The 17920-nt window shown below is 72.1% G+C and carries 20 protein-coding genes; 2 read left to right on the top strand and 18 right to left on the bottom strand.

Annotated elements, in window-relative coordinates; all coding sequences use genetic code 11:
- Nucleotides 1-30: 30 nt before the first annotated feature.
- From dprA to ffh, 16 genes are all read right to left on the bottom strand, one after another.
- Nucleotides 31-1221: a DNA-processing protein DprA gene (gene dprA / locus OG371_RS26250; RefSeq protein ID WP_329057824.1), complete on the bottom strand. Its 1191-nt coding sequence runs from the start codon at nt 1219-1221 to the stop codon at nt 31-33.
- A gap of 416 nt (nt 1222-1637) precedes the next feature.
- Nucleotides 1638-3149, bottom strand: a complete 1512-nt coding sequence (locus OG371_RS26245) for a YifB family Mg chelatase-like AAA ATPase (protein ID WP_329057823.1) — start codon at nt 3147-3149, stop codon at nt 1638-1640.
- The gene (locus OG371_RS26240; protein WP_329057822.1) at nt 3149-3529 is read right to left on the bottom strand and encodes a YraN family protein; all 381 of its coding nucleotides are present in this window, start codon (nt 3527-3529) and stop codon (nt 3149-3151) included. The genes OG371_RS26245 and OG371_RS26240 overlap by 1 nt, the downstream gene beginning before the upstream one ends.
- 259 nt (nt 3530-3788) lie before the next feature.
- Nucleotides 3789-4112, bottom strand: coding sequence for a DUF2469 domain-containing protein (locus OG371_RS26235; RefSeq protein ID WP_003096226.1), 324 nt, complete (start codon nt 4110-4112; stop codon nt 3789-3791).
- The gene (locus OG371_RS26230; protein WP_329073267.1) at nt 4109-4888 is read right to left on the bottom strand and encodes a ribonuclease HII; all 780 of its coding nucleotides are present in this window, start codon (nt 4886-4888) and stop codon (nt 4109-4111) included. The genes OG371_RS26235 and OG371_RS26230 overlap by 4 nt, the downstream gene beginning before the upstream one ends.
- A 96-nt stretch (nt 4889-4984) precedes the next feature.
- Nucleotides 4985-5920, bottom strand: coding sequence for a signal peptidase I (gene lepB, locus OG371_RS26225; RefSeq protein WP_329057821.1), 936 nt, complete (start codon nt 5918-5920; stop codon nt 4985-4987).
- Nucleotides 5921-5951: 31 nt separating this feature from the next.
- Nucleotides 5952-6320, bottom strand: a complete 369-nt coding sequence (gene rplS / locus OG371_RS26220) for a 50S ribosomal protein L19 (protein WP_328607439.1) — start codon at nt 6318-6320, stop codon at nt 5952-5954.
- Nucleotides 6321-6490: 170 nt separating this feature from the next.
- Nucleotides 6491-7237 (bottom strand): tRNA (guanosine(37)-N1)-methyltransferase TrmD, encoded by a 747-nt coding sequence (trmD, locus tag OG371_RS26215; protein WP_329057819.1) that lies wholly within the window; start codon nt 7235-7237, stop codon nt 6491-6493.
- A 4-nt stretch (nt 7238-7241) separates the two neighbouring features.
- Nucleotides 7242-7979, bottom strand: a complete 738-nt coding sequence (locus OG371_RS26210; protein ID WP_329057818.1) for a hypothetical protein — start codon at nt 7977-7979, stop codon at nt 7242-7244.
- A 1-nt stretch (nt 7980) separates the two neighbouring features.
- Complete coding sequence (rimM, locus tag OG371_RS26205) at nt 7981-8496, bottom strand: ribosome maturation factor RimM (protein ID WP_329057817.1); 516 nt, start codon at nt 8494-8496, stop codon at nt 7981-7983.
- A gap of 15 nt (nt 8497-8511) precedes the next feature.
- Nucleotides 8512-8751: an RNA-binding protein gene (locus OG371_RS26200; protein ID WP_003103110.1), complete on the bottom strand. Its 240-nt coding sequence runs from the start codon at nt 8749-8751 to the stop codon at nt 8512-8514.
- Complete coding sequence (rpsP, locus tag OG371_RS26195; protein ID WP_091623675.1) at nt 8748-9191, bottom strand: 30S ribosomal protein S16; 444 nt, start codon at nt 9189-9191, stop codon at nt 8748-8750. The genes OG371_RS26200 and rpsP overlap by 4 nt, the downstream gene beginning before the upstream one ends.
- Before the next feature lie 193 nt (nt 9192-9384).
- Entirely contained in the window at nt 9385-10179 is a 795-nt protein-coding gene (locus OG371_RS26190) for a lysostaphin resistance A-like protein (RefSeq protein WP_442875985.1), read from the bottom strand.
- An 88-nt stretch (nt 10180-10267) separates the two neighbouring features.
- Entirely contained in the window at nt 10268-10990 is a 723-nt protein-coding gene (locus OG371_RS26185) for a CPBP family intramembrane glutamic endopeptidase (RefSeq protein ID WP_329057815.1), read from the bottom strand.
- A gap of 46 nt (nt 10991-11036) precedes the next feature.
- On the bottom strand, nt 11037-12110 hold the full coding sequence (locus OG371_RS26180; protein ID WP_329057814.1) for an amidohydrolase family protein: 1074 nt from the start codon (nt 12108-12110) through the stop codon (nt 11037-11039).
- Between the two features lies 1 nt (nt 12111).
- Entirely contained in the window at nt 12112-13668 is a 1557-nt protein-coding gene (gene ffh / locus OG371_RS26175; protein ID WP_329057813.1) for a signal recognition particle protein, read from the bottom strand.
- A gap of 219 nt (nt 13669-13887) precedes the next feature.
- Between ffh and OG371_RS26170 the strand changes: the two genes are divergently transcribed.
- Together OG371_RS26170 and OG371_RS26165 are read left to right on the top strand one after the other, a co-directional pair.
- Nucleotides 13888-15681, top strand: a complete 1794-nt coding sequence (locus OG371_RS26170; protein ID WP_329057811.1) for an ABC transporter ATP-binding protein — start codon at nt 13888-13890, stop codon at nt 15679-15681.
- A gap of 9 nt (nt 15682-15690) precedes the next feature.
- Nucleotides 15691-16143 carry a MarR family winged helix-turn-helix transcriptional regulator gene (locus OG371_RS26165; RefSeq protein ID WP_329057810.1) on the top strand — a complete coding sequence of 151 codons (453 nt, stop codon included), beginning with the start codon at nt 15691-15693 and terminating at the stop codon, nt 16141-16143.
- 455 nt (nt 16144-16598) lie between these two features.
- On the opposite strand, the gene ku is transcribed toward OG371_RS26165, so the two are convergent.
- The gene (gene ku, locus OG371_RS26160; protein ID WP_329057809.1) at nt 16599-17462 is read right to left on the bottom strand and encodes a non-homologous end joining protein Ku; all 864 of its coding nucleotides are present in this window, start codon (nt 17460-17462) and stop codon (nt 16599-16601) included.
- Nucleotides 17463-17514: 52 nt separating this feature from the next.
- Nucleotides 17515-17895 (bottom strand): hypothetical protein, encoded by a 381-nt coding sequence (locus OG371_RS26155; protein WP_091623653.1) that lies wholly within the window; start codon nt 17893-17895, stop codon nt 17515-17517.
- Nucleotides 17896-17920: the final 25 nt, after the last annotated feature.

Genomic DNA, 17920 nt, shown 5'->3' with positions numbered 1-17920 from the left:
GGTCAAGCATCGCCACGCGGGCCGGGCCGTTCACGACGGATTCCCTTGCGGCGCCGACCGGATGATCCGGCGCCACCCGGTCGCCCCGCGCATGGCGAACCCGTCGAGTTCCAGCTCGGGCAGCACCGCTCTGACCCGCGCGACCGGGATCCCGGACTCCGCGGCGACCTCGTCGGCCGAACGACCGGCGCGCGGCACCAGCGCCTCGTAAACGCGCATCGCCTCCTTCCCGAACCCGTCCGTCGGACGGTGCTGCTGGCTGCCCTCCTTCGGCGGCGGGCCGAAGCGGCCGACGGTGTCCAGCACTTCGTCGACGTTCGCGACGAGCGTGGCCTTGCAGTCGCGGATCAGGTCGTGGCAGCCGGCCGACGTGCGTGAGTGGACCGGGCCGGGTATGGCCATCACGACCTTGCCGAGCGCGCCCGCCGTGGTCGCGGTGTTGCGCGCGCCGCTGCGACGGCCGGCTTCGACGACCACGGTGCCGTCGGTGAGGCCCGCGATCAGCCGGTTGCGGACGAGGAATCGGTACCGCGCGGGTGGCGTGCCGGGCGGGTACTCGCTGATGACCGCGCCGCCGTTGTCGGCCATCTTCTTCAGCAGGCCTTCGTGGCCGGCCAGGTAGCCGATGTCGAGGGCGCACCCGAGGACCGCGACGGTCACTCCGTCGCCCGCGAGTGCTCCGCGATGTGCGGCCGCGTCGATGCCGATGGCGGCGCCGGAGAACAGCGGCACTTGGCGCGCCGCCAGCCCGTAGCCGAGCTCTCCCGCGTTGTTCTCGCCGTAGTTGGAACACATCCGCGCTCCGACAACGGCGACCGCGCGATCCGCCGCCAAGGCGAGCGACGCTGAGCCCCGCACCCACAACGCCAGCGGCGGGGCGACGTCGGCGACGCCCTCGTGGGTGGCGAGTGTGAGCGAGTGCAGCGGCCAGCCCGGCCACTCGTCGTCCTCGGGGATCACCAGGCGGGCACCGATCTTGGCGGCTTCCGCGAGATCCTGCTCGGCGAGTTCGACGTCTTTGCGGGCCGCAGTTTCCTTGCGCACCTTCGCCGGACAGTCGCCGCTGCGCACGCGCTCCGCGGCCTCGACGGGACCGCGCGCCTCCACGAAGGCGACCAACGCCGGCGCGGGCGGCTCGGCGACGCGCAGCAGATACGCCCTGGCAAGGCGTTCGGCCTCGTGGGAGGTGGCCTGGCTGGTTTGCCGGGGCTCGACGCTCATGCGGCGCTTCCTCTGGGTGAGGCGGGCTGGGCGGCGCGGGGGTGGGGCGGCGCGGGGGCCAGGGCACGGACCGGGCCGAGGCGGGCGCGGACTTGGAGGGGATCGGGGTCCCGGCCCGGCGGCGGTGGTGGGACCAGGCGGAGGTGGCGGGCTTTGCGCGAGTCGGCGGGCTGGGGATTGGCAAGCCGGGGGCGGGCGGGGTGAGACATGGGAACTCCGTTCAGGGAAGCGGGGGCGGCGTGGCCGCGCTGGGCCGGGGCCGCTTGGAAGGGATCAGTCGGAAGCGATCTGGGACGCGCAACACGGCGAAGCAGCGACAGGGGCGGTCCGACGGAGCAAGGGGTGGGGCGCAGGAGGGCGGGCAGCACGGCGAAGCGGGTGACAGCGGCCCGTCGGTGAGGGCGGGGGCGGGTGGGTCATGCGGCTGTCCGTTCGCGGAAGTCGAGGGCGGCGGAGACGTGGTCGGGGGTGGGGTGGGGGGTGCCGGCGAGGTCGGCGAGGGTCCAGGCGATGCGGAGGCAACGGTCGGCGCCGCGGGCGGTCAGGACGCCCTTCGTGAGGGCTCGGTCCAGGAGGACCGTGGTGGCCGGGGGCAGCCGGAACTCGCGACGCAGCGACGGGCCCGGGACCTCCGAGTTCGACTGCCAGCCGTGGGCCTGCCAGCGGTGGGCAGCGCGGTCGCGGGCCGACTGGACGCGGGCGCGGACCGTGGCCGACGGTTCCGGGGCGGCGGTCAGGTGGGCGGACATGGCGGTCAGCGGGCGCAGGCTGACACGGAGGTCGACGCGGTCCAGCAAGGGGCCCGAGAGGCGCGCGAAGTAGCGGCGGCGGGCGAGCGGGGAACAGGTGCAGTCGATCTCGCGCGGCTGGGCGCAGGGACACGGGTTGGTCGCCATCACGAGCTGGAAGCGCGCGGGATAACGCACCGCGCCCTTCACCCGCGCGATGCGGACCTCGCCCTCCTCGACGACGGTGCGCAGCGAGTCGAGCCGCTCGGGGCCGAATTCGCAGACCTCGTCCAGGAACAGCACGCCCCGGTGTGCCCGGCTGATCGCGCCGGGCACGGCGAGGCCGCTGCCGCCGCCGATCAGGGCCGCGACGGTGATCGAGTGGTGCGGGGCGACAAAAGGCGGGACGGTGACCAGCGGCGACGACTTCGACAGCGTGCCGTCGACCGAGTGGACCGCCGTGACCTGGAGCGACTCCTCCGGCGAGAGCGGCGGGAGCAGGCCCGGCAACCGCTTCGCGAGCATCGTCTTCCCGACGCCGGGCGGGCCGGTCAGCAGCAGGTGGTGGCCGCCCGCGGCCGCGACCTCCAGCGCCCACCGCGCCTCCGGCTGGCCGACGACGTCGACCAGGTCCGGCACCGCGGGCGGGTCCGGGGGCACCGGTTCGGGCCGCGGCTCCAGCTCGCCCTCGTCCTTCAGCCACGCCACCAGGTCCGTCAGACGCGAGACCCCGGCGACCTCCAGATCCTCGACCAGCGCCGCCTCCCCCAGCGACTCCGACGGGACGAGCGCGCGCTCGTAACCCGCGGCCCGCGCGGCCAGCAGACCGGGCAGGACACCGCGGACGGGACGGATCCGGCCGTCCAGCGCCAGTTCGCCGAGCAGGATCGTGCGCAGCAGCTTCGTGGCCGGCACAGCGCCGGTGGCCGCCAGCACCGCCGCCGCGATGCCGAGGTCGTACCCCGAGCCCACCTTGGGCAGATTCGCCGGCGACAGCCCCAGCGTCACCTTGCCGTCGGGCCACGGCTGGCCCGAATTCCGCACGGCCGAGCGCACGCGGTCCTTCGCCTCGCGCAGGCCCGCGTCCGGCAGGCCGACCAGCGTCACGCGGCTCAGCCCGCCGCCCAGGTCCGCCTCGATCTCCACCACCCGGCCCTCGATCCCGAGCAGGGCCACCGACCACGCTTTCGCCAGCGGCATCAGAACGCCCCCGCGATGTGCCGCACCGTCGGCTGCCCGCCGACCGGCGCGAAGACGGTGACCACGTCGTACCGCGTGCGGCACCAGCCGATCCGGAACGCCCGCAGCCACTGCTCCGCCGCCTTGCGCACGCGATCGACCTTCTCCGGGGTGACGGACTCGGCCGGGGTGCCGTAGTCGTCGCCGGAGCGGGTCTTCACCTCGCAGAACACCACCCGGTCGCCCTCGGCCAGCACCAGGTCGAGCTCGCCTTCGCGGCAGCTCCAGTTCCGGCTGAGCAGGACGAGCCCCGCCTCCTGGAGGTGCCGGGCGGCCAGGTCCTCACCCCAGCGGCCGAACTCGCGGCGCCACAGCGCGCGCCGCCGAAGACTGTCGTTCATCGTGGCCCCCTCACCGTCCCGCGACCATCACGGAACGTGTGAACCCACGTTCGCAGGGTGACCGAACCCGTCACCAGCGCCGAAAAGCCAACCTGTGGACAACCGGGGACCTGTGGAGAACCCGCGCGACGACCGGCACCGGAGCCCGAAACTGTCGGTCCCCCGTGCTCAGCCCAAAAGCCCAAAAGGCGAAAACCCGCCAGAACGCGCTGAAGGCCGGCCGGAGCGGGTCCGGTCGGCCTTCAGCGCGTGGGAGAAATCAGCCCGAGAACGGGCCGTCCTCGGGCAGCCGGAGGTCCGGCTTGTCGAGTTCCTCCACGTTGACGTCCTTGAACGTGATGACCCGGACGTGCTTGACGAACCGGGCGGGGCGGTACATGTCCCAGACCCACGCGTCCGACATGCGGACCTCGAAGTACACCTCGCCACCACCGTCACGCACCTGCACGTCGACGGCGTTGGCCAGGTAGAACCGACGCTCGGTCTCCACCACGTACGAGAACTGGCCGACGATGTCGCGGTACTCGCGGTACAGCGAGAGCTCCATCTCGGTCTCGTACTTCTCGAGATCCTCTGCGCTCATGAAATCCGCGCCCCTCCTCGCGTTCGTCTTGCTGCTCCGGCGGCGGAGCGTTCATTCTTACCCACCGAGCTGGCCAGGGCACGGACCGGCACGCTCGGGTTCTCCAAGGCAGCGTAGGTGAGCACGACCGGATGCGGTGGGGTGAGGCCGTGCCGGGCGGCCGCGGTGGCCACATTCGTGTAGGACCAGCGGTGCGCCGGGCTGGGCCCGTGCTCGTCCAGCGCCGCCAGGTGGTCGGCCGTGCTGTAGCCCTTGTGCACGTCGAAGCCGTAGTGCGGCAGCTCGCCGTGCAGGCCCTTCATGATCCGGTCCCGCGTCACCTTCGCGAGCACCGACGCGGCCGCGATGCTGGCCACGCAGCGGTCGCCCTTGATGACCGCGACGCTGGGGGCCGGGATGCCGGGGACCGGGAAGCCGTCGGTGAGCACATACCCGGGATGCTCGCGCAGCGCGGCGACCGCCCGCCGCATCCCCTCCAGGTTCATCACCCGGATGCCGAGCAGGTCGACCTGTTCGGACGGGATGACGATCACCGCGTAGTCGACCGCGCGCTTGAGGACCTGGTCGTAAACGCGGTCGCGGGCCTTCGCCGTGAGCATCTTCGAGTCGGTCAGCTCGGGCAGCCGGGCGCCGTCGCCGGGGCGCAGCACACACGAGGCGACCACCAGCGGCCCGGCACACGCGCCGGCGCCGGCTTCGTCCACCCCGGCGACGGGGCCGAGGCCACGACGGTCGAGCGCACCCTGCAGGCCCCACAAGAACTCGCCGCGCACCACGGCGCGCGGCGGCCGGAGTGGTTCGGCCGGGGGGCGGGGAACGGGAACGGTCACAGCTGCACTACCCGTCTGACGACTCTGCTCGGGCGGAGCACGCTAGCGTCTCCGGCCGGCCGCCTTGCGGATGCCCGCCTTCACACGCCGTCCGAGGAAGAGCGTGGGGACGGCTCCGGCGATGCCGACACCGAGCGGCAGGCCTTCCTGCCAGGCCGGGGCGCCGAGCGCGACCGGCTGGGCACTCGCCTGCGGGTTGTGGTCGGTGATGCCGCCCCAGCGGCTCGGCGGGAGCACGATGATCCGGGCCTTGCCGATCACGTCGCCGACCGGGACCGCGCCGTTGGGGCCGCCGCCGCCCTGGTACCGGGAGTCGGCGGAGTTGTTGCGGTTGTCGCCCATCACCCAGAGCGCGCCCTGGGGCACCTTCACCGGGGCGAAGCTCTCCTGCACCGCGTGGTCCGGGTTCTCCCAGTGGACGTACGGCTCGTCGAGCGCCTTGCCGTCCACGATCACGCGGTTCTGCGGATCGCAGCACTGCACGGTCTGGCCGCCGGTGGCGATCACGCGCTTGACGAAGTCCCGCTCGTCCGGCGGCGCGAAGCCGACCAGCGAGCCCAGCCCGCGCAGCGCGCGGACCACGATGTTGCCCGACTCCTGCGGCATGATCTCGTTCTCGGTCCACGCGGGCGGGCCCTTGAACACGATCACGTCGCCCGGCGACGGGTCCGTGAAGTCGTACGTGACGCGGTCGACCAGGATGCGGTCACCGGTGCAGCCGGGGCAGCCGTGCAGCGTGGCCTCCATGGACCCCGAGGGGATCATGTAGACCTTGGCCAGGAACGCCTGGATCAGGATCGTGAGCACCAGGGCGATCACGATCAGGATCGGCAGCTCCTTCCAGAACGACCGCTTCTTCGAGGACTTGCCTCGCCGGTGGGAGCCCCGACGCTCCTCGGAACGGGACAGCCGGGGCTGGTCCTCGTCCGAGCGGTCGGGGTCATCCTCAGCGGCGTTCTGGGGCACGGGTTCGACCACGTCGCCAGGCTACCGGTAACCGATCCGCCACTCAGCGGGCAGAGGTGGTCTCGCGGTTCTCGCGGCGCTCCTTGATCTTGGCCTTCTTGCCGCGCAGGTCGCGCAGGTAGTAGAGCTTCGCGCGACGCACGTCGCCGCGCTTGAAGACCTCGATCTCGGCCAGGTTCGGCGAGTGCACCGGGAAGGTGCGCTCGACGCCGACGCCGAACGAGACCTTGCGGACCGTGAAGGTCTCGCGGATCCCGCCGCCCTGGCGACGGATCACGACGCCCTGGAAGACCTGGTTGCGCTCGCGGTTGCCCTCGATGACGCGGACGTGAACCTTGAGCGTGTCGCCCGCGCGGAAGGCCGGGATGTCGGAACGCAGTGACTGCGCATCCAGCGCGTCCAGGGTGTTCATCGGTGGTCCGTCCTCGTCATTTCGTATGGCTTGAGTACTACGTCTCCCCGGGCGCGCAGCACTGCTGCTACGTCTCACCAGGGGCTGATGGCGGGCTCGTGAACGAGGCGGTCCACTCACGCCAACCGGTCAAGTATGGCAGAGGCGCGGGTGCTCGCTTCGCACGGGGTCTAGCCGGGGTCCTCGCCGAGCCCGTCGAGAACCTCGTGATCACGACGGTCCAGGCTACCCTCCGGCAACCGGGCCAGGAGATCCGGGCGGCGCCGCGCGGTCCGGACGAGCGCCTCGTCGCGCCGCCACCGGTCGATCAGGGCGTGGTTGCCCGAGCGCAGCACGTCCGGCACGGCCAGCTCGCGCCACACCTCGGGGCGGGTGTAGCTGGGGCCTTCGAGCAGCCCGTCGGAGAACGAGTCCTCGGCCGCCGAGCGCGCGTTGCCGAGCACGCCGGGCAGCAGCCGGACCACGGCCTCGACCATGACCAGCACCGCGGCCTCGCCGCCGACCAGCACGTAGTCGCCGATCGACACCTCGTCGACGGGCATCCGCCGCGCCGCGTCGTCGACCACTCGCTGGTCGATGCCCTCGTACCGGCCGCAGGCGAAGACCAGGTGCTCTTCCTCGGCGTACGCGTGCGCCAGCTCCTGGGTGAACGGCCGCCCGGCCGGCGTCGGCACGACCAGGCGGCTGCCCTCGCCGCAGACCTCGTCGAGCGCGGGGCCCCAGATCTGCGGCTTCATCACCATGCCGGGCCCGCCGCCGTACGGGGCGTCGTCCACCGCGCGGTGGACGTCGTGGGTCCACTCGCGCAGATCGTGCACGCCGACCTCGATCAGGCCGCGGTCGATGGCGCGGCCGAGCAGCGCGGCCCGCAGGGGGTCGAGGTACTCGGGAAAGATCGTGACGACGTCGATGCGCACCGGGTCACCAGTTCCAGTATTCGGTGGCCTCGGCGTGCCAAGGCGACGGCACTTGCTGGTCGATCGCGAAGGCCATGCCCAGGCCCTTGGCGATCTTGATGTCCCGGCGCAGGGTCTCGCGGATCGGCGAACCGGCGGGCAGGCCGTTGTCGTCCGACCACGACTCGCTCTGCGTGACGCAGGTCCGCGCGCCGAACCGGGCCGAGCTGCACGGCGCGGGCGCGCCCCAGGTCTGCGCGTGCCGGAACTGGAAGCTCTTGCCGCTGCTCTGCTCGGTGACGGTCCCGTTCGCGACCAGCCGGTAGTCCTCCGACGGCACGGTCCACTGGACGTAGTGCTGCCGCCCGCCGTCCGACGGGAGCGGGGTGCAGGCCGTGCCGTGGCAGAGTTCTTCGCTGGTCACGCGCTGCGTGTAGTAGGTGCCGTTGCCGCCCCAGCCGTCGAGCAGCACCCAGTCCCCGTCGCGCAGGAAATGCTCCGCGTACGACGGCGGCCAGGTTTTCGGGTCGCCCCAGGAGATCTGCGACTCGGTGGCCGACTGCGGCGACCAGGCCCACTGGAACGCCTGCTCGCCGGGCGGCGCGTACTGGCCCGCGCTGCGGCTGAACATCAGGGAGAAGTCGCCGTACACCGGCGCGGCGGCCTCGGCGGCCGGCGCGGTCAGCCCCGCACTGGCGAGCACCACAGCACCGAACACCGCAAAGCGGGAGATCGCGGCGCGGGCGCGAAGGGAAAGGGTCAACTCAGTCCTCGTCCAGGAGGCCTTCCGGCGGGTCGAGCACGACCCGCCCGCCCGCGACGTCCACCGTCGGCACGATAGCCAGCACGAACGGGACCAGCACCTCGCGGCCGTCCACGTCCAGTTCCAGCAGCTCGCCCGCGGGCGAGTGCACGACCTCGACCACCTTGCCGACCACGGTGCCGTCGGCCAGCTCGGCGCGCAGGCCGGTCAGCTCGTGGTCGTGGAACTCGTCCGGATCGCCGGTCGGCGGCAGGTCGGCGGTGTCGACCACCAGCAGGGCGCCGCGCAGGGTCTCGGCGACGTCGCGGGTGAGCACCTCGTCGAAACGCACCAGCAGCCGCCCGCTGTGTTCGCGGGCGGCTGCGATGGTGAGTTCCCTCTTGCTGCCGTCACGCAGCTTCGTCGTGACCGCCGAACCGACCTTGAACCGCTCTTGCGGCGAGTCCGTGCGCACGTCCACCGCGAGCTCGCCGCGGATCCCGTGGGCCTTGGCGATCCGGCCGACTACGACGTCCATCCGAATACGGCCGGGTCAGCGGTCGGTGTCGACGACGTCCACCCGGACGCCGCGACCGCCGATGCCGCCCATGACGGTGCGCAGGGCGGTCGCGGTACGACCGCCCCGGCCGATCACCTTGCCGAGGTCGTCGGGGTGCACGTGCACCTCGAGCGTCCGGCCACGGCGCGTGGTCAGCAGCTCGACCCGGACCTCGTCCGGGTTGTCGACGATCCCGCGCACCAGGTGTTCGAGGGAGTCAGCGAGAAAACTCACTCGGACTTCTCGCCCTCAGCGGCTTCCGCCTTCTCGGCCTCGGCCTTCTTCGGGGCGGACTTCTTCTTCGGCGTAGTGGCCTCGGTGGAGGGCTCCTCGCCGGCCGCGGCCAGCGCCGCGTTGAACAGGTCCTGCTTGGACGGCTTCGGCTCGGCCACCTTCAGGGTGCCTTCGGCGCCCGGCAGGCCCTTGAACTTCTGCCAGTCGCCGGTGACCTCGAGGATGCGCTGGACCGGCTCGGTCGGCAGCGCGCCGACGCCCAGCCAGTACTGCGCCCGCTCGGTGTCGACCTCGATGAAGCTCGGCTCTTCCTTCGGGTGGTACTTGCCGATCGTCTCGATGGCCTTGCCGTCCCGGCGAGTGCGCGCGTCGGCGACGATGATGCGGTAGTACGGCGCACGGATCTTGCCGAGGCGCTGCAGCTTGATCTTGACGGCCACGGGTGTGGGTACTCCTCAGTTCTCTCTGGTGCGAGTGTGAGCGCCCGTCAGCCGAGTGGGGACACGGCCGAGGGCACCCGAAGGTCAGGAGCTCCCGTGCGGTGAGAGGGTCCGACGGAAGCAGGCAAGCGAACATTCTGCCAGACGGCCGCGACGTGCCTGCACACAGGCCGGGAACGGCGCCGGGAACCGCTCAGAACGAGGACAGCCCGAGCGCGCCGAGCAGGATCGCGACGGCGGGCAGGAAGTTGTTCATCGCGTGCGCCACGACGCTGCCCGCGAGCCGCCCGGTCGCGAACCTCGCCAGGCCGATCGGCACGGCGATGACCAGCAGGAGCGTGGTCCGCAGCGGCTCGAGGTGGCTGGCCGCGAAGACCGCCGTGGACAGCAGGAACGCGGCGATCCGGCCCCAGCGCTCGCTGCGCCACTGGAGCCGTTCGACCGCGCCCCAGAGCAGCCCGCGGTAGATGATCTCCTCGCAGATCGGGCCGGCCAGCCACAGGTAGACGAACATCACCACGGCCGCGGGCACCGACATCTTCCGGTCGTCGATCAGCGCGCTGATCGCGGACGTCGCGTCCGCGTTGCCGACCAGCGCGGTCCAGACGTAGGCGCTCAATGAGGTGAGCACCAGCCCGAGCAGGCCGAACTTGAGCCCGGCCTTCACATCCGACCAGCGCCAGCGCAGGCGCAGGTCGATCACCGGGCCGTTGCCCCGCAGGCTGGTGATCAGCACCGCGACGCCGGCGGCGATCATCGTCGGCAGCATCGTGCCGAGCAGGACCGTCCGGATGGGCAGTGGCCGGCCGGGCGACGGGTCGCCGACGAGCACGCTGACGAACGCGGCCGAGGCCAGCAGCACGGCCTCGACGAGCAGGAAGGCGCCGAACCCCCAGCGGTGCGACGGGTACTCGCGCGGCAGGCTCACCAGTTCCTCCGCCGCCTCCGACGGGCCCGGAAGTGGTTCCCGTGGCTGGGAAGTCGTCACGCCGGCCCTCCGGTGATCGCTCGGCTCACCGCCCGAGCCTAGCCGCCGGGAAGACTTCGCACAGTACGCAGCCGATCACAGGCGATGATCAATGCCCGGCGAGCAGCAGCACCGCGGGCGGCAGGTTGTTGGCCGCGTGGGCGACCACACCCGCCCCGACCCGGCCGGAGTAGTGCCGCGCCAGCCCCAGCACCAGGCCCTGGCCGAACAGCGCGATCGTGCGCGTCGCCTCGCCGTGCAGCTGCGCGAACACCAGCGCGGTCAGCACGAGCACCACCCACGACGGGATGCGGTACGCGGCCAGCGCGTTCCACAGCGTGCCGCGGACCAGCAGCTCTTCGGTCAGCGGCGCGGCGATCACCACGATCAGCGCGGCCGGGACGAGCCAGGCCGGGCTGTTGTCGGCGTTGTCGGCGAGGTCGGTGAGCGGGCTGTCGGAGACCTGGTCGGCGCCGTAGACGGCGATCTCGGCGAGGTTCAGCGCGTAGCCGACCGCCAGCGCGAGCGCGCCGAAGGCCAGGCCGATCCGCACGTCGCGCCAGTTGGGCACCAGGCCGAAATCCCGGCGGAGTCCTTCGCCGTAGCGCAAGGAACCGAGGACGGGGCCGAGGCCCAGCATCAGGTTCGGCAGGAAGGCCAGCAGGAGCAGCGGGCCGGCCGGCAGCTGCAGCGGGTCGAGTTCGCCGGTCTGGCGGTTCAGCGCGACCGTGGTGATCAGCGTGACGAGGTGGTAGCCGGCGACCCCGGCGAAAAATGCGGCGAAGCCCCAGTGGGCGCCCAGCACCCGCCTGCCACCGTCGTCGTGAGCCACGGGGTCCAACGCTAAAGCCTTGGCGTGGCAGGGAAAACAGCGGGGGTCAGGCGAAGACCGTGCCGCCCAGGACGATGTGGGCCGGGTGGCGCAGCACGGACAGGTCGGCCCGCGGGTCGGCCGGGTAGACGATCAGGTCGGCCGGCGCGCCGTCGGCGATGCCGGGGTGGCCGAGCCATTCACGGGCCGCCCAGGACGCGCTCGCGAGGGCCTGCTCGCGGGACATCCCGGCGCGGTGCAGGGCCTCGACCTCGTCGGCGATCCGGCCGTGGGCCACCATGCCGCCGGCGTCGGTCCCGGCGAACACGCGCACGCCCGCTTCGACGGCCGAGGACACCATCTCGCCGACGCCCGCGTGCAGGGCCCGCATGTGCGCCGCGTAGACCGGGTACCGCGTGGCCTGGTCGGCGATGCCGGGGAAGTTCTCGATGTTGACCAGCGTGGGCACCAGCGCGACGTCGCGCCGTGCCAGCTCCGCGAGCTGGTCCGGGTCCAGCGCCGTGCCGTGCTCCAGGCAGTCGATCCCGGCGGCGATCAGGCCCGGCAGCGCGGCCTCGCCGAACACGTGCGCGGTGACGCGCGCGCCCAGCCCGTGCGCGATCCCGACGGCCTCGGCCAGCACGTCGTCCGGCCACAGCGGCGCGAGGTCGCCCTCGCCACGGTCGATCCAGTCGCCGACCAGCTTCACCCAGCCGTCGCCGTCGCGGGCCTGCTCGGCGACGGCCTCGGGCAGCAGCGCCGGGTCGTCCAGCTCGATCGCGAAGCCCGGCACGTACCGCTTCGGCAGCGCCAAATGCCGTCCGCAGCGGATGATCGTGGGCAGGTCCGCCCGGGCCTGCAACGGCCGGACGTCCAGCGGCAGCCCGCAGTCGCGGATCAGCAGGGTGCCCGCTTCCCGGTCGGTCACCGCCTGCTCGGCGGCCTCCTCGACCCCGACCGGGCCACGCGGGCCGAGGCCGGGGTGGCAGTGCGCGTCGACCAGGCCGGGCAGGACGAAGCCGTCCTCCACCAGCGTCTCGGCGCCGGGCACGGGCGTGAACGAGATCCGGCTGCCGTCGATCCACAGCTCACGCGGCTCGCCGCCGGGCAGGACGGTGCCGCGCAGGTGCAGCGCGCCCACGTCAGTTGTTCTTGGGGTTCTTCGGCAGCTTGAACTTCGTCGGGTCGAAGCCCGGGACGTCGTTCATCCCGCCGAGCTGCGACAGGTCCGGCATGCCACCGCCCTGCGGCGGCATCGGCATCCCGCCCGGGGGCAGCATCGGCATCCCGCCGGGCATCCCGCCGCGGACCCTGGGCTGGGTGGGGCCGCGCCCCTTGCCTTTCTTCCCCTTCTTGCCCTTGCGGTTCTTGCTGCCGCCGCCACCGCCGCCGAAGCCGAACCGCCCGGCCATCTGCGCCATCATCTTGCGCGCCTCGAAGAACCGGTTGACCAGGTCGTTCACGTCGCGGACGGTGACGCCCGAACCGTTCGCGATGCGCAGCCGGCGGGACCCGTTGATCATCTTCGGGTCGTCGCGCTCGGCCGGGGTCATGCCGCGGATGATCGCCTGCAGCTTGTCCAGGTGCTTGTCGTCGACCTGGGCGAGCTGGTCCTTCATCTGCCCGGCGCCGGGCAGCATGCCGAGCAGGTTGCCGATCGGGCCCATCTTGCGGACCGCGAGCATCTGCTCGAGGAAGTCCTCCAGGGTCAGCTGCCCGCTGGACAGCTTCTCCGCGGCCTTCTCCGCCTGCTCCTGGTCGAAGTGCTGCTCGGCCTGCTCGATCAGGGTCATCACGTCGCCCATGCCCAGGATGCGCGAAGCCATCCGGTCCGGGTGGAACGTGTCGAAGTCCTCGAGCTTCTCGCCGTTGGACGCGAACAGGATCGGCTGGCCGGTGACCTCGCGCACGCTCAGCGCGGCACCACCGCGGGCGTCGCCGTCGAGCTTGGTCAGCACCACGCCGGTGAAGCCGACGCCGTCGCGGAACGCCTCGGCGGTGGTCACCGCGTCCTGGCCGATCATGGCGTCGACCACGAACAGGACCTCGTCGGGCGAGACCGCGTCGCGGATGTCGGCAGCCTGCTTCATCAGCTCTTCGTCGACGCCCAGCCGGCCGGCGGTGTCGACGACCACGATGTCGTGCTGCGCGTGCTTGGCCTCTTCGATGGCGCGGCGGGCCACGTCCACCGGGTCGCCGACGCCGTTGCCCGGCTCCGGGGCGAAGGTCGTGACGCCGGCGCGCTCGCCGACCACCTGCAGCTGGGTGACGGCGTTCGGGCGCTGGAGGTCGCAGGCGACCAGCATCGGCGCGTGGCCCTGCTTCTTCAGCCACATGGCCAGCTTGCCGGCCAGCGTGGTCTTGCCGGCGCCCTGGAGGCCGGCGAGCATGATCACCGACGGCGGGTTCTTGGCCAGGTTCAGCCGCCGGGTCTCGCCGCCGAGGATCGCCACGAGCTCCTCGTTGACGATCTTGATCACCTGCTGGGCCGGGTTCAGCGCCTGGGACACCTCGGCGCCCTTGGCCCGCTCCTTGATCCGGGCGATGAACTCCTTGACCACCGGCAGCGCGACGTCCGCCTCCAGCAGCGCGATGCGGATCTCGCGCGCGGTGGCGTCGATGTCGGCGTCGGACAGCCTGCCCTTGCGCGAGAGCGTCTGCAGGGCAGAGGTGAGCCGATCGGAGAGGGTGTCGAACACGGGTGTGCACGCTCCAGCTGGGTCGTCGTGGCGTACCGGACTCGCCCGCGGCGGGCCCCGGCAACCTCCGAGGGTAGCCGCTGTGGCCGATCGGCCTCGCGGGTACGCGAACCTTCTTGAGAAGGTTACTACGCATATGCGTAATAACTCGAAGTCCGACACTGAGTCAAGGCAAGAAAAACACTCGACTCGACCGCGAAAATCGTTAAACATCTGCGTATGACTTCTTCCACGGCGCGGCGTCCGGCGCTCGCCGAACCGGCCGCCGACACCGACGAGAACGTGCCGTTCAGCCGCATCGCAGCGCTGTTCCGGCCGCACCGCGGGCCGATGGCCGCGCTGTTCGCCCTCCTGGTCCTGCAGGCCGGGCTCGGCGTGGTCTCGCCGTTCCTGCTCCGCGCGATCCTCGACGACGCGCTGCCGCACCGGGACACGCTGCTGATCAGCCTGCTGGCGATCGGCATGATCGCCGCCTCGCTGGGCAGCGGCGCGCTCGGCGTGGCGACCACCGGCCTGTCCAACACGATCGGGCAGCGGGTGATGAACGAGCTGCGCGTGTCCGTCTACGGGCGGCTGCAGCGGATGTCGCTCGGCTTCTTCACCCGGACGAAGACCGGCGAGGTGCTGTCGCGGGTGTTCAACGACATCGGCGGCGTCGACAACGTGATCACCACGACGGCCGGGTCGGTGGTGCAGAACGGGACCACCACCGTCGCCATCGCCGTGGCGCTGGTGGTGATGGACTGGCAGCTCGCCCTGCTCTCGCTGGTCGTCGTGCCGCTGTTCCTGCTGTTCACGCTGCGGCTGGGCACCAAGCGGCGGGCGCTGGCCCGCGGCCGGACCTGGCGGATGGCACGGCTGACCACGCTGGTCGAGGAATCCCTTTCGGTCACCGGCGTGCTGCTGGCGAAGACGATGGGCAACGAGCGGGACATGCGCCAGCGCTTCGCCGCGGAGTCGAAGGAGATCGCGGCGCTGGAGCGCGACGCCGCGCTGGCCGGGCGCTGGCAGCGGGCGTCGCGGACGATGAGCCTGACGATCATCCCCGCGCTGGTCTACTGGATCGCCGGGCTGGCGCTGGCCGGCGGCGCGACGCCGTTTTCGCTCGGCACCGTGGTCGCGTTCACCAGCATGCTGAACCGGCTGCTGGGGCCGGCCACCGCGATGCAGTCGGTGGGGCAGAACGTGGCCACGTCGAAGGCGCTGTTCGGGCGGATCTTCGAGGTGCTGGACCTGCCGGTGGAGATCGGCGACCGGCCCGGCGCGCGGGAGCTGGAAGTGGGCGGCGGCAGCGTCTCGATGCGCGGGGTGTCGTTCCGCTACGACGAAACCGGGCCGTGGACCCTGCACGACATCGATCTCGACGTGCCGGCCGGGACGACCACGGCGCTGGTCGGGTCCACCGGTTCGGGCAAGACCACGCTGGCGTACCTGGTGGCGCGGCTCTACGAGGTGACCGAAGGCTCGGTACGCGTGGACGGTGCCGACGTACGCGACGTCACGCTGGCGTCGCTGGCCAAGGGCGTCGGGCTGGTTTCGCAGGAGACGTACCTGTTCCACGCGTCGGTGCGAGAGAACCTGCGCTTCGCGAAGCCGGACGCCACCGACGAAGAGCTGGAGCGCGCCGCGAAGGCCGCCCATATCCACGACACGCTCGCGGCGCTGCCGGAGGGTTACGACACCGTCGTCGGCCAGCGCGGTTACCGGTTCTCCGGCGGGGAGAAGCAGCGGATGGCGATCGCGCGGATCCTGTTGCGCAACCCGCCCGTGCTGATCCTCGATGAGGCGACGAGCGCGCTGGACAACCGCACGGAGCGCTCCGTGCAGGCGGAGCTGGACCGGCTCGCGGCCGGGCGCACCACGCTCACCATCGCGCACCGGCTGTCCGCTGTGGAGCACGCGGACCAGATCGTGGTGCTGGACGCGGGCCGGATCGCCGAGCGCGGCACGCACGCGGAGCTGCTGGCGCTCGACGGCCGGTACGCGCGGCTGGTGCGCGGGGAAATCGCCTAATGTGGCGGGATGACCGAACTCGATGCGCCCGCCCGCGCCGACGAGCTGGCGTCGCTGGCGCGCGTGGTCCGCGAAGGGGTCGGCCGGCTCAACTGGCGGATGCGTGCCGAGGCCGACGCGCCGGCCCCCGGCCCGACCGTGCTCGCCGTGCTTTCGCGGCTTTACCGCGGGGGGACCCACACGCCGGGCGAGCTGGCGGAGGCCGAACGGATCCATCCGCAGTCGCTCACGCGCGTGCTGGCGACGCTGACTTCGCGCGAGCTGATCACGCGGGCCCCGGACCCGTCGGACGGCCGTCGCTCGCTGCTCGACATCACCGCCGCCGGACGGGCCGTGCTGCGGGAGTACTCGGTGCAGCGCGAACGGTGGCTGGCGTCGGCGATGGACCGCTCGCTGAGCCCCACCGAACAGCAGCTGCTGCGGCTGGCGTCGGAGCTGCTCGTGCGCGTCGCCGAGGCCTGAGGCCGTCCGGGCGGTTCCGGGGCCTGCGCCCTCGACCGGCCCCGGAACCCCTGGACGGGCCGGGCCCGCCGCGCTCGGCAGTCTGCCCGGAGCGCCGGGGCCGCCGGCAGCGTGAAGTCACCCGATCCGGGTGAGGGCAACTACTCAGGTGACCGGGAAACCGTTGGCGCACAAGGAAAACGGGGCCCCGGGAGCACGGCCCCTCCCCGGGCCGGTCCCAGGACCCCGCGTGGCCCCCAGGGGTTCCGGGACGCGGCCGCTCCCCAACGGCCGGCCCCGGAACCTTGGCGGAAGGACTCACCTCCCCGGGAGCCTCCCGCCGCGTGCACACCGGCGGGACCTGCTCGCCCCGCTCGCCGGACCCCCAGTACCGGGCGAGTGGCTTCCGCCGTGTGTTGGGGAGAAGCCTGCCCGAGAAGGCCGCGCGCGGGCAGCGTGAAGACCCCCAAGAAGGGCTACGTAGAACTACTCAATCCCCGCCTCGATGCGGCTTTCCGCGCCGCCGCCCTGGCTCGCGACGCCATCGCCGCGGCCGCGCGCGCAGTCTCGACCGGCGCCGGGTCCGAGTCAACTGTCCTCTGCTGCAACGCCATCAGCAACCGCGTGACGCCTTCGTCCTGTTCGCGCCCGGTCGGCCGTTCGACGTCGCCGCCTTCCGCCTTCGCCCGGATCAGCGCTTCCAGCGCTTCGCGGTGCTGATCGGTGTACGACGCGAGGTCGGCGCCCAGCTCCTCGACCAGGTTCACCGCGCGTCTCAGCTCGCCGCGCCGGAGGTCGACGTCCTCGTGCAGGAAGGCGAAGTCCGGCCGGCGCACCTCGTCGGGCCAGAGCAGGGTTTGCAGCACGATCGTCTGGTCCCGTACGCGCAACGCAGCGAGCGTTTCGCGACGCCGCAGCGCGACCTTCACGACGGCCACGCGCTCCGTCTCGAGCAACGCCGAAGCCAGCAGCACGTACGGCTTCGTCCCCGCGGGCTCGGGCTCCAGGTAGTAGCTCTTCGCGAAGCACACCGGGTCGATGTCGGAGGCCGGCACGAAGCCGTGGACGTCGATCGTGTCCGCCGGGGGCGAGGGTAGCCGCGCGAGGTCGTCCTCGGTGAGCACCACGACGTCACCGCCCGGCACCGGGTAGCCCTTGACGATCTCCGCGTCCGGCACGTCCGCGCCGTCGACCTCGCACACGCGCCGCACCCGGACCCGCCCGCCGTCCGGCTCGTGCACCTGGTGCAGCGGGACGGCGTGCTCCCCCACCGCGCTGTACGCCTTCACCGGAATGGCGTAGTCGCCGAATCCGATCGTGCCCTTCCACACCGCGCGCATCGCGACACCTCCGCAGCTCCAAGGCTAAGGAAGGACGTCGTCCCGGCGACAGCTACAAACGGGTGTCAGGCCCCGCGGATTCGCTCACACATTCGAACGACGGCTCGGCCTCGGCGAGTGCCTCCGCCGAACAGCCCACCGCGCACGCCGCCGCCTGGAGCACTTCGGTGACCACTTCGACGTCCACGGTCGCGGCCGCCGCGAGCGCGCCGCTGCGGGCGTCCACCCGTCCGGCGAGCCCGGCCAGCGCGTGCGCGAGCGCATGCTGCCCGGCGACCAGCTGCGTGACGACCTCGGAGATCTCCGCGAGCGTCGCCGTCTGCCCATCACTGCGCAACGACCCGGCCAGCTCTTCCGCACACGACCGCAGATGCGCCGCGACCACGGTCGGCGGCAGGGAAAGCCTCGGGAGATTCCGCTCGGGACCCTGCACCGCCCACCCCCGCCGTCTGCACAGC

This window comes from Amycolatopsis sp. NBC_01480, from assembly GCF_036227205.1.
In the GTDB taxonomy this organism is placed as follows: domain Bacteria; phylum Actinomycetota; class Actinomycetes; order Mycobacteriales; family Pseudonocardiaceae; genus Amycolatopsis.
Note: the sequence above shows the minus strand (reverse complement) of the source record. Positions and strands in the feature narration are given on the sequence as shown.

Excerpts from the sequence above, each read along its gene's own strand:
- OG371_RS26240 (WP_329057822.1), bottom strand. The coding sequence starts at position 3,529 with ATGAACGACAGTCTTCGGCGGCGCGCGCTGTGGCGCCGCGAGTTCGGC.
- rplS (WP_328607439.1), bottom strand. The coding sequence starts at position 6,320 with ATGAACACCCTGGACGCGCTGGATGCGCAGTCACTGCGTTCCGACATC.
- ku (WP_329057809.1), bottom strand. The coding sequence starts at position 17,462 with ATGCGCGCGGTGTGGAAGGGCACGATCGGATTCGGCGACTACGCCATT.
- OG371_RS26170 (WP_329057811.1), top strand. The coding sequence starts at position 13,888 with ATGACTTCTTCCACGGCGCGGCGTCCGGCGCTCGCCGAACCGGCCGCC.
- OG371_RS26245 (WP_329057823.1), bottom strand. The coding sequence starts at position 3,149 with ATGCCGCTGGCGAAAGCGTGGTCGGTGGCCCTGCTCGGGATCGAGGGC.
- OG371_RS26165 (WP_329057810.1), top strand. The coding sequence starts at position 15,691 with ATGACCGAACTCGATGCGCCCGCCCGCGCCGACGAGCTGGCGTCGCTG.
- rimM (WP_329057817.1), bottom strand. The coding sequence starts at position 8,496 with ATGGACGTCGTAGTCGGCCGGATCGCCAAGGCCCACGGGATCCGCGGC.
- OG371_RS26235 (WP_003096226.1), bottom strand. The coding sequence starts at position 4,112 with ATGAGCGCAGAGGATCTCGAGAAGTACGAGACCGAGATGGAGCTCTCG.
- dprA (WP_329057824.1), bottom strand. The coding sequence starts at position 1,221 with ATGAGCGTCGAGCCCCGGCAAACCAGCCAGGCCACCTCCCACGAGGCC.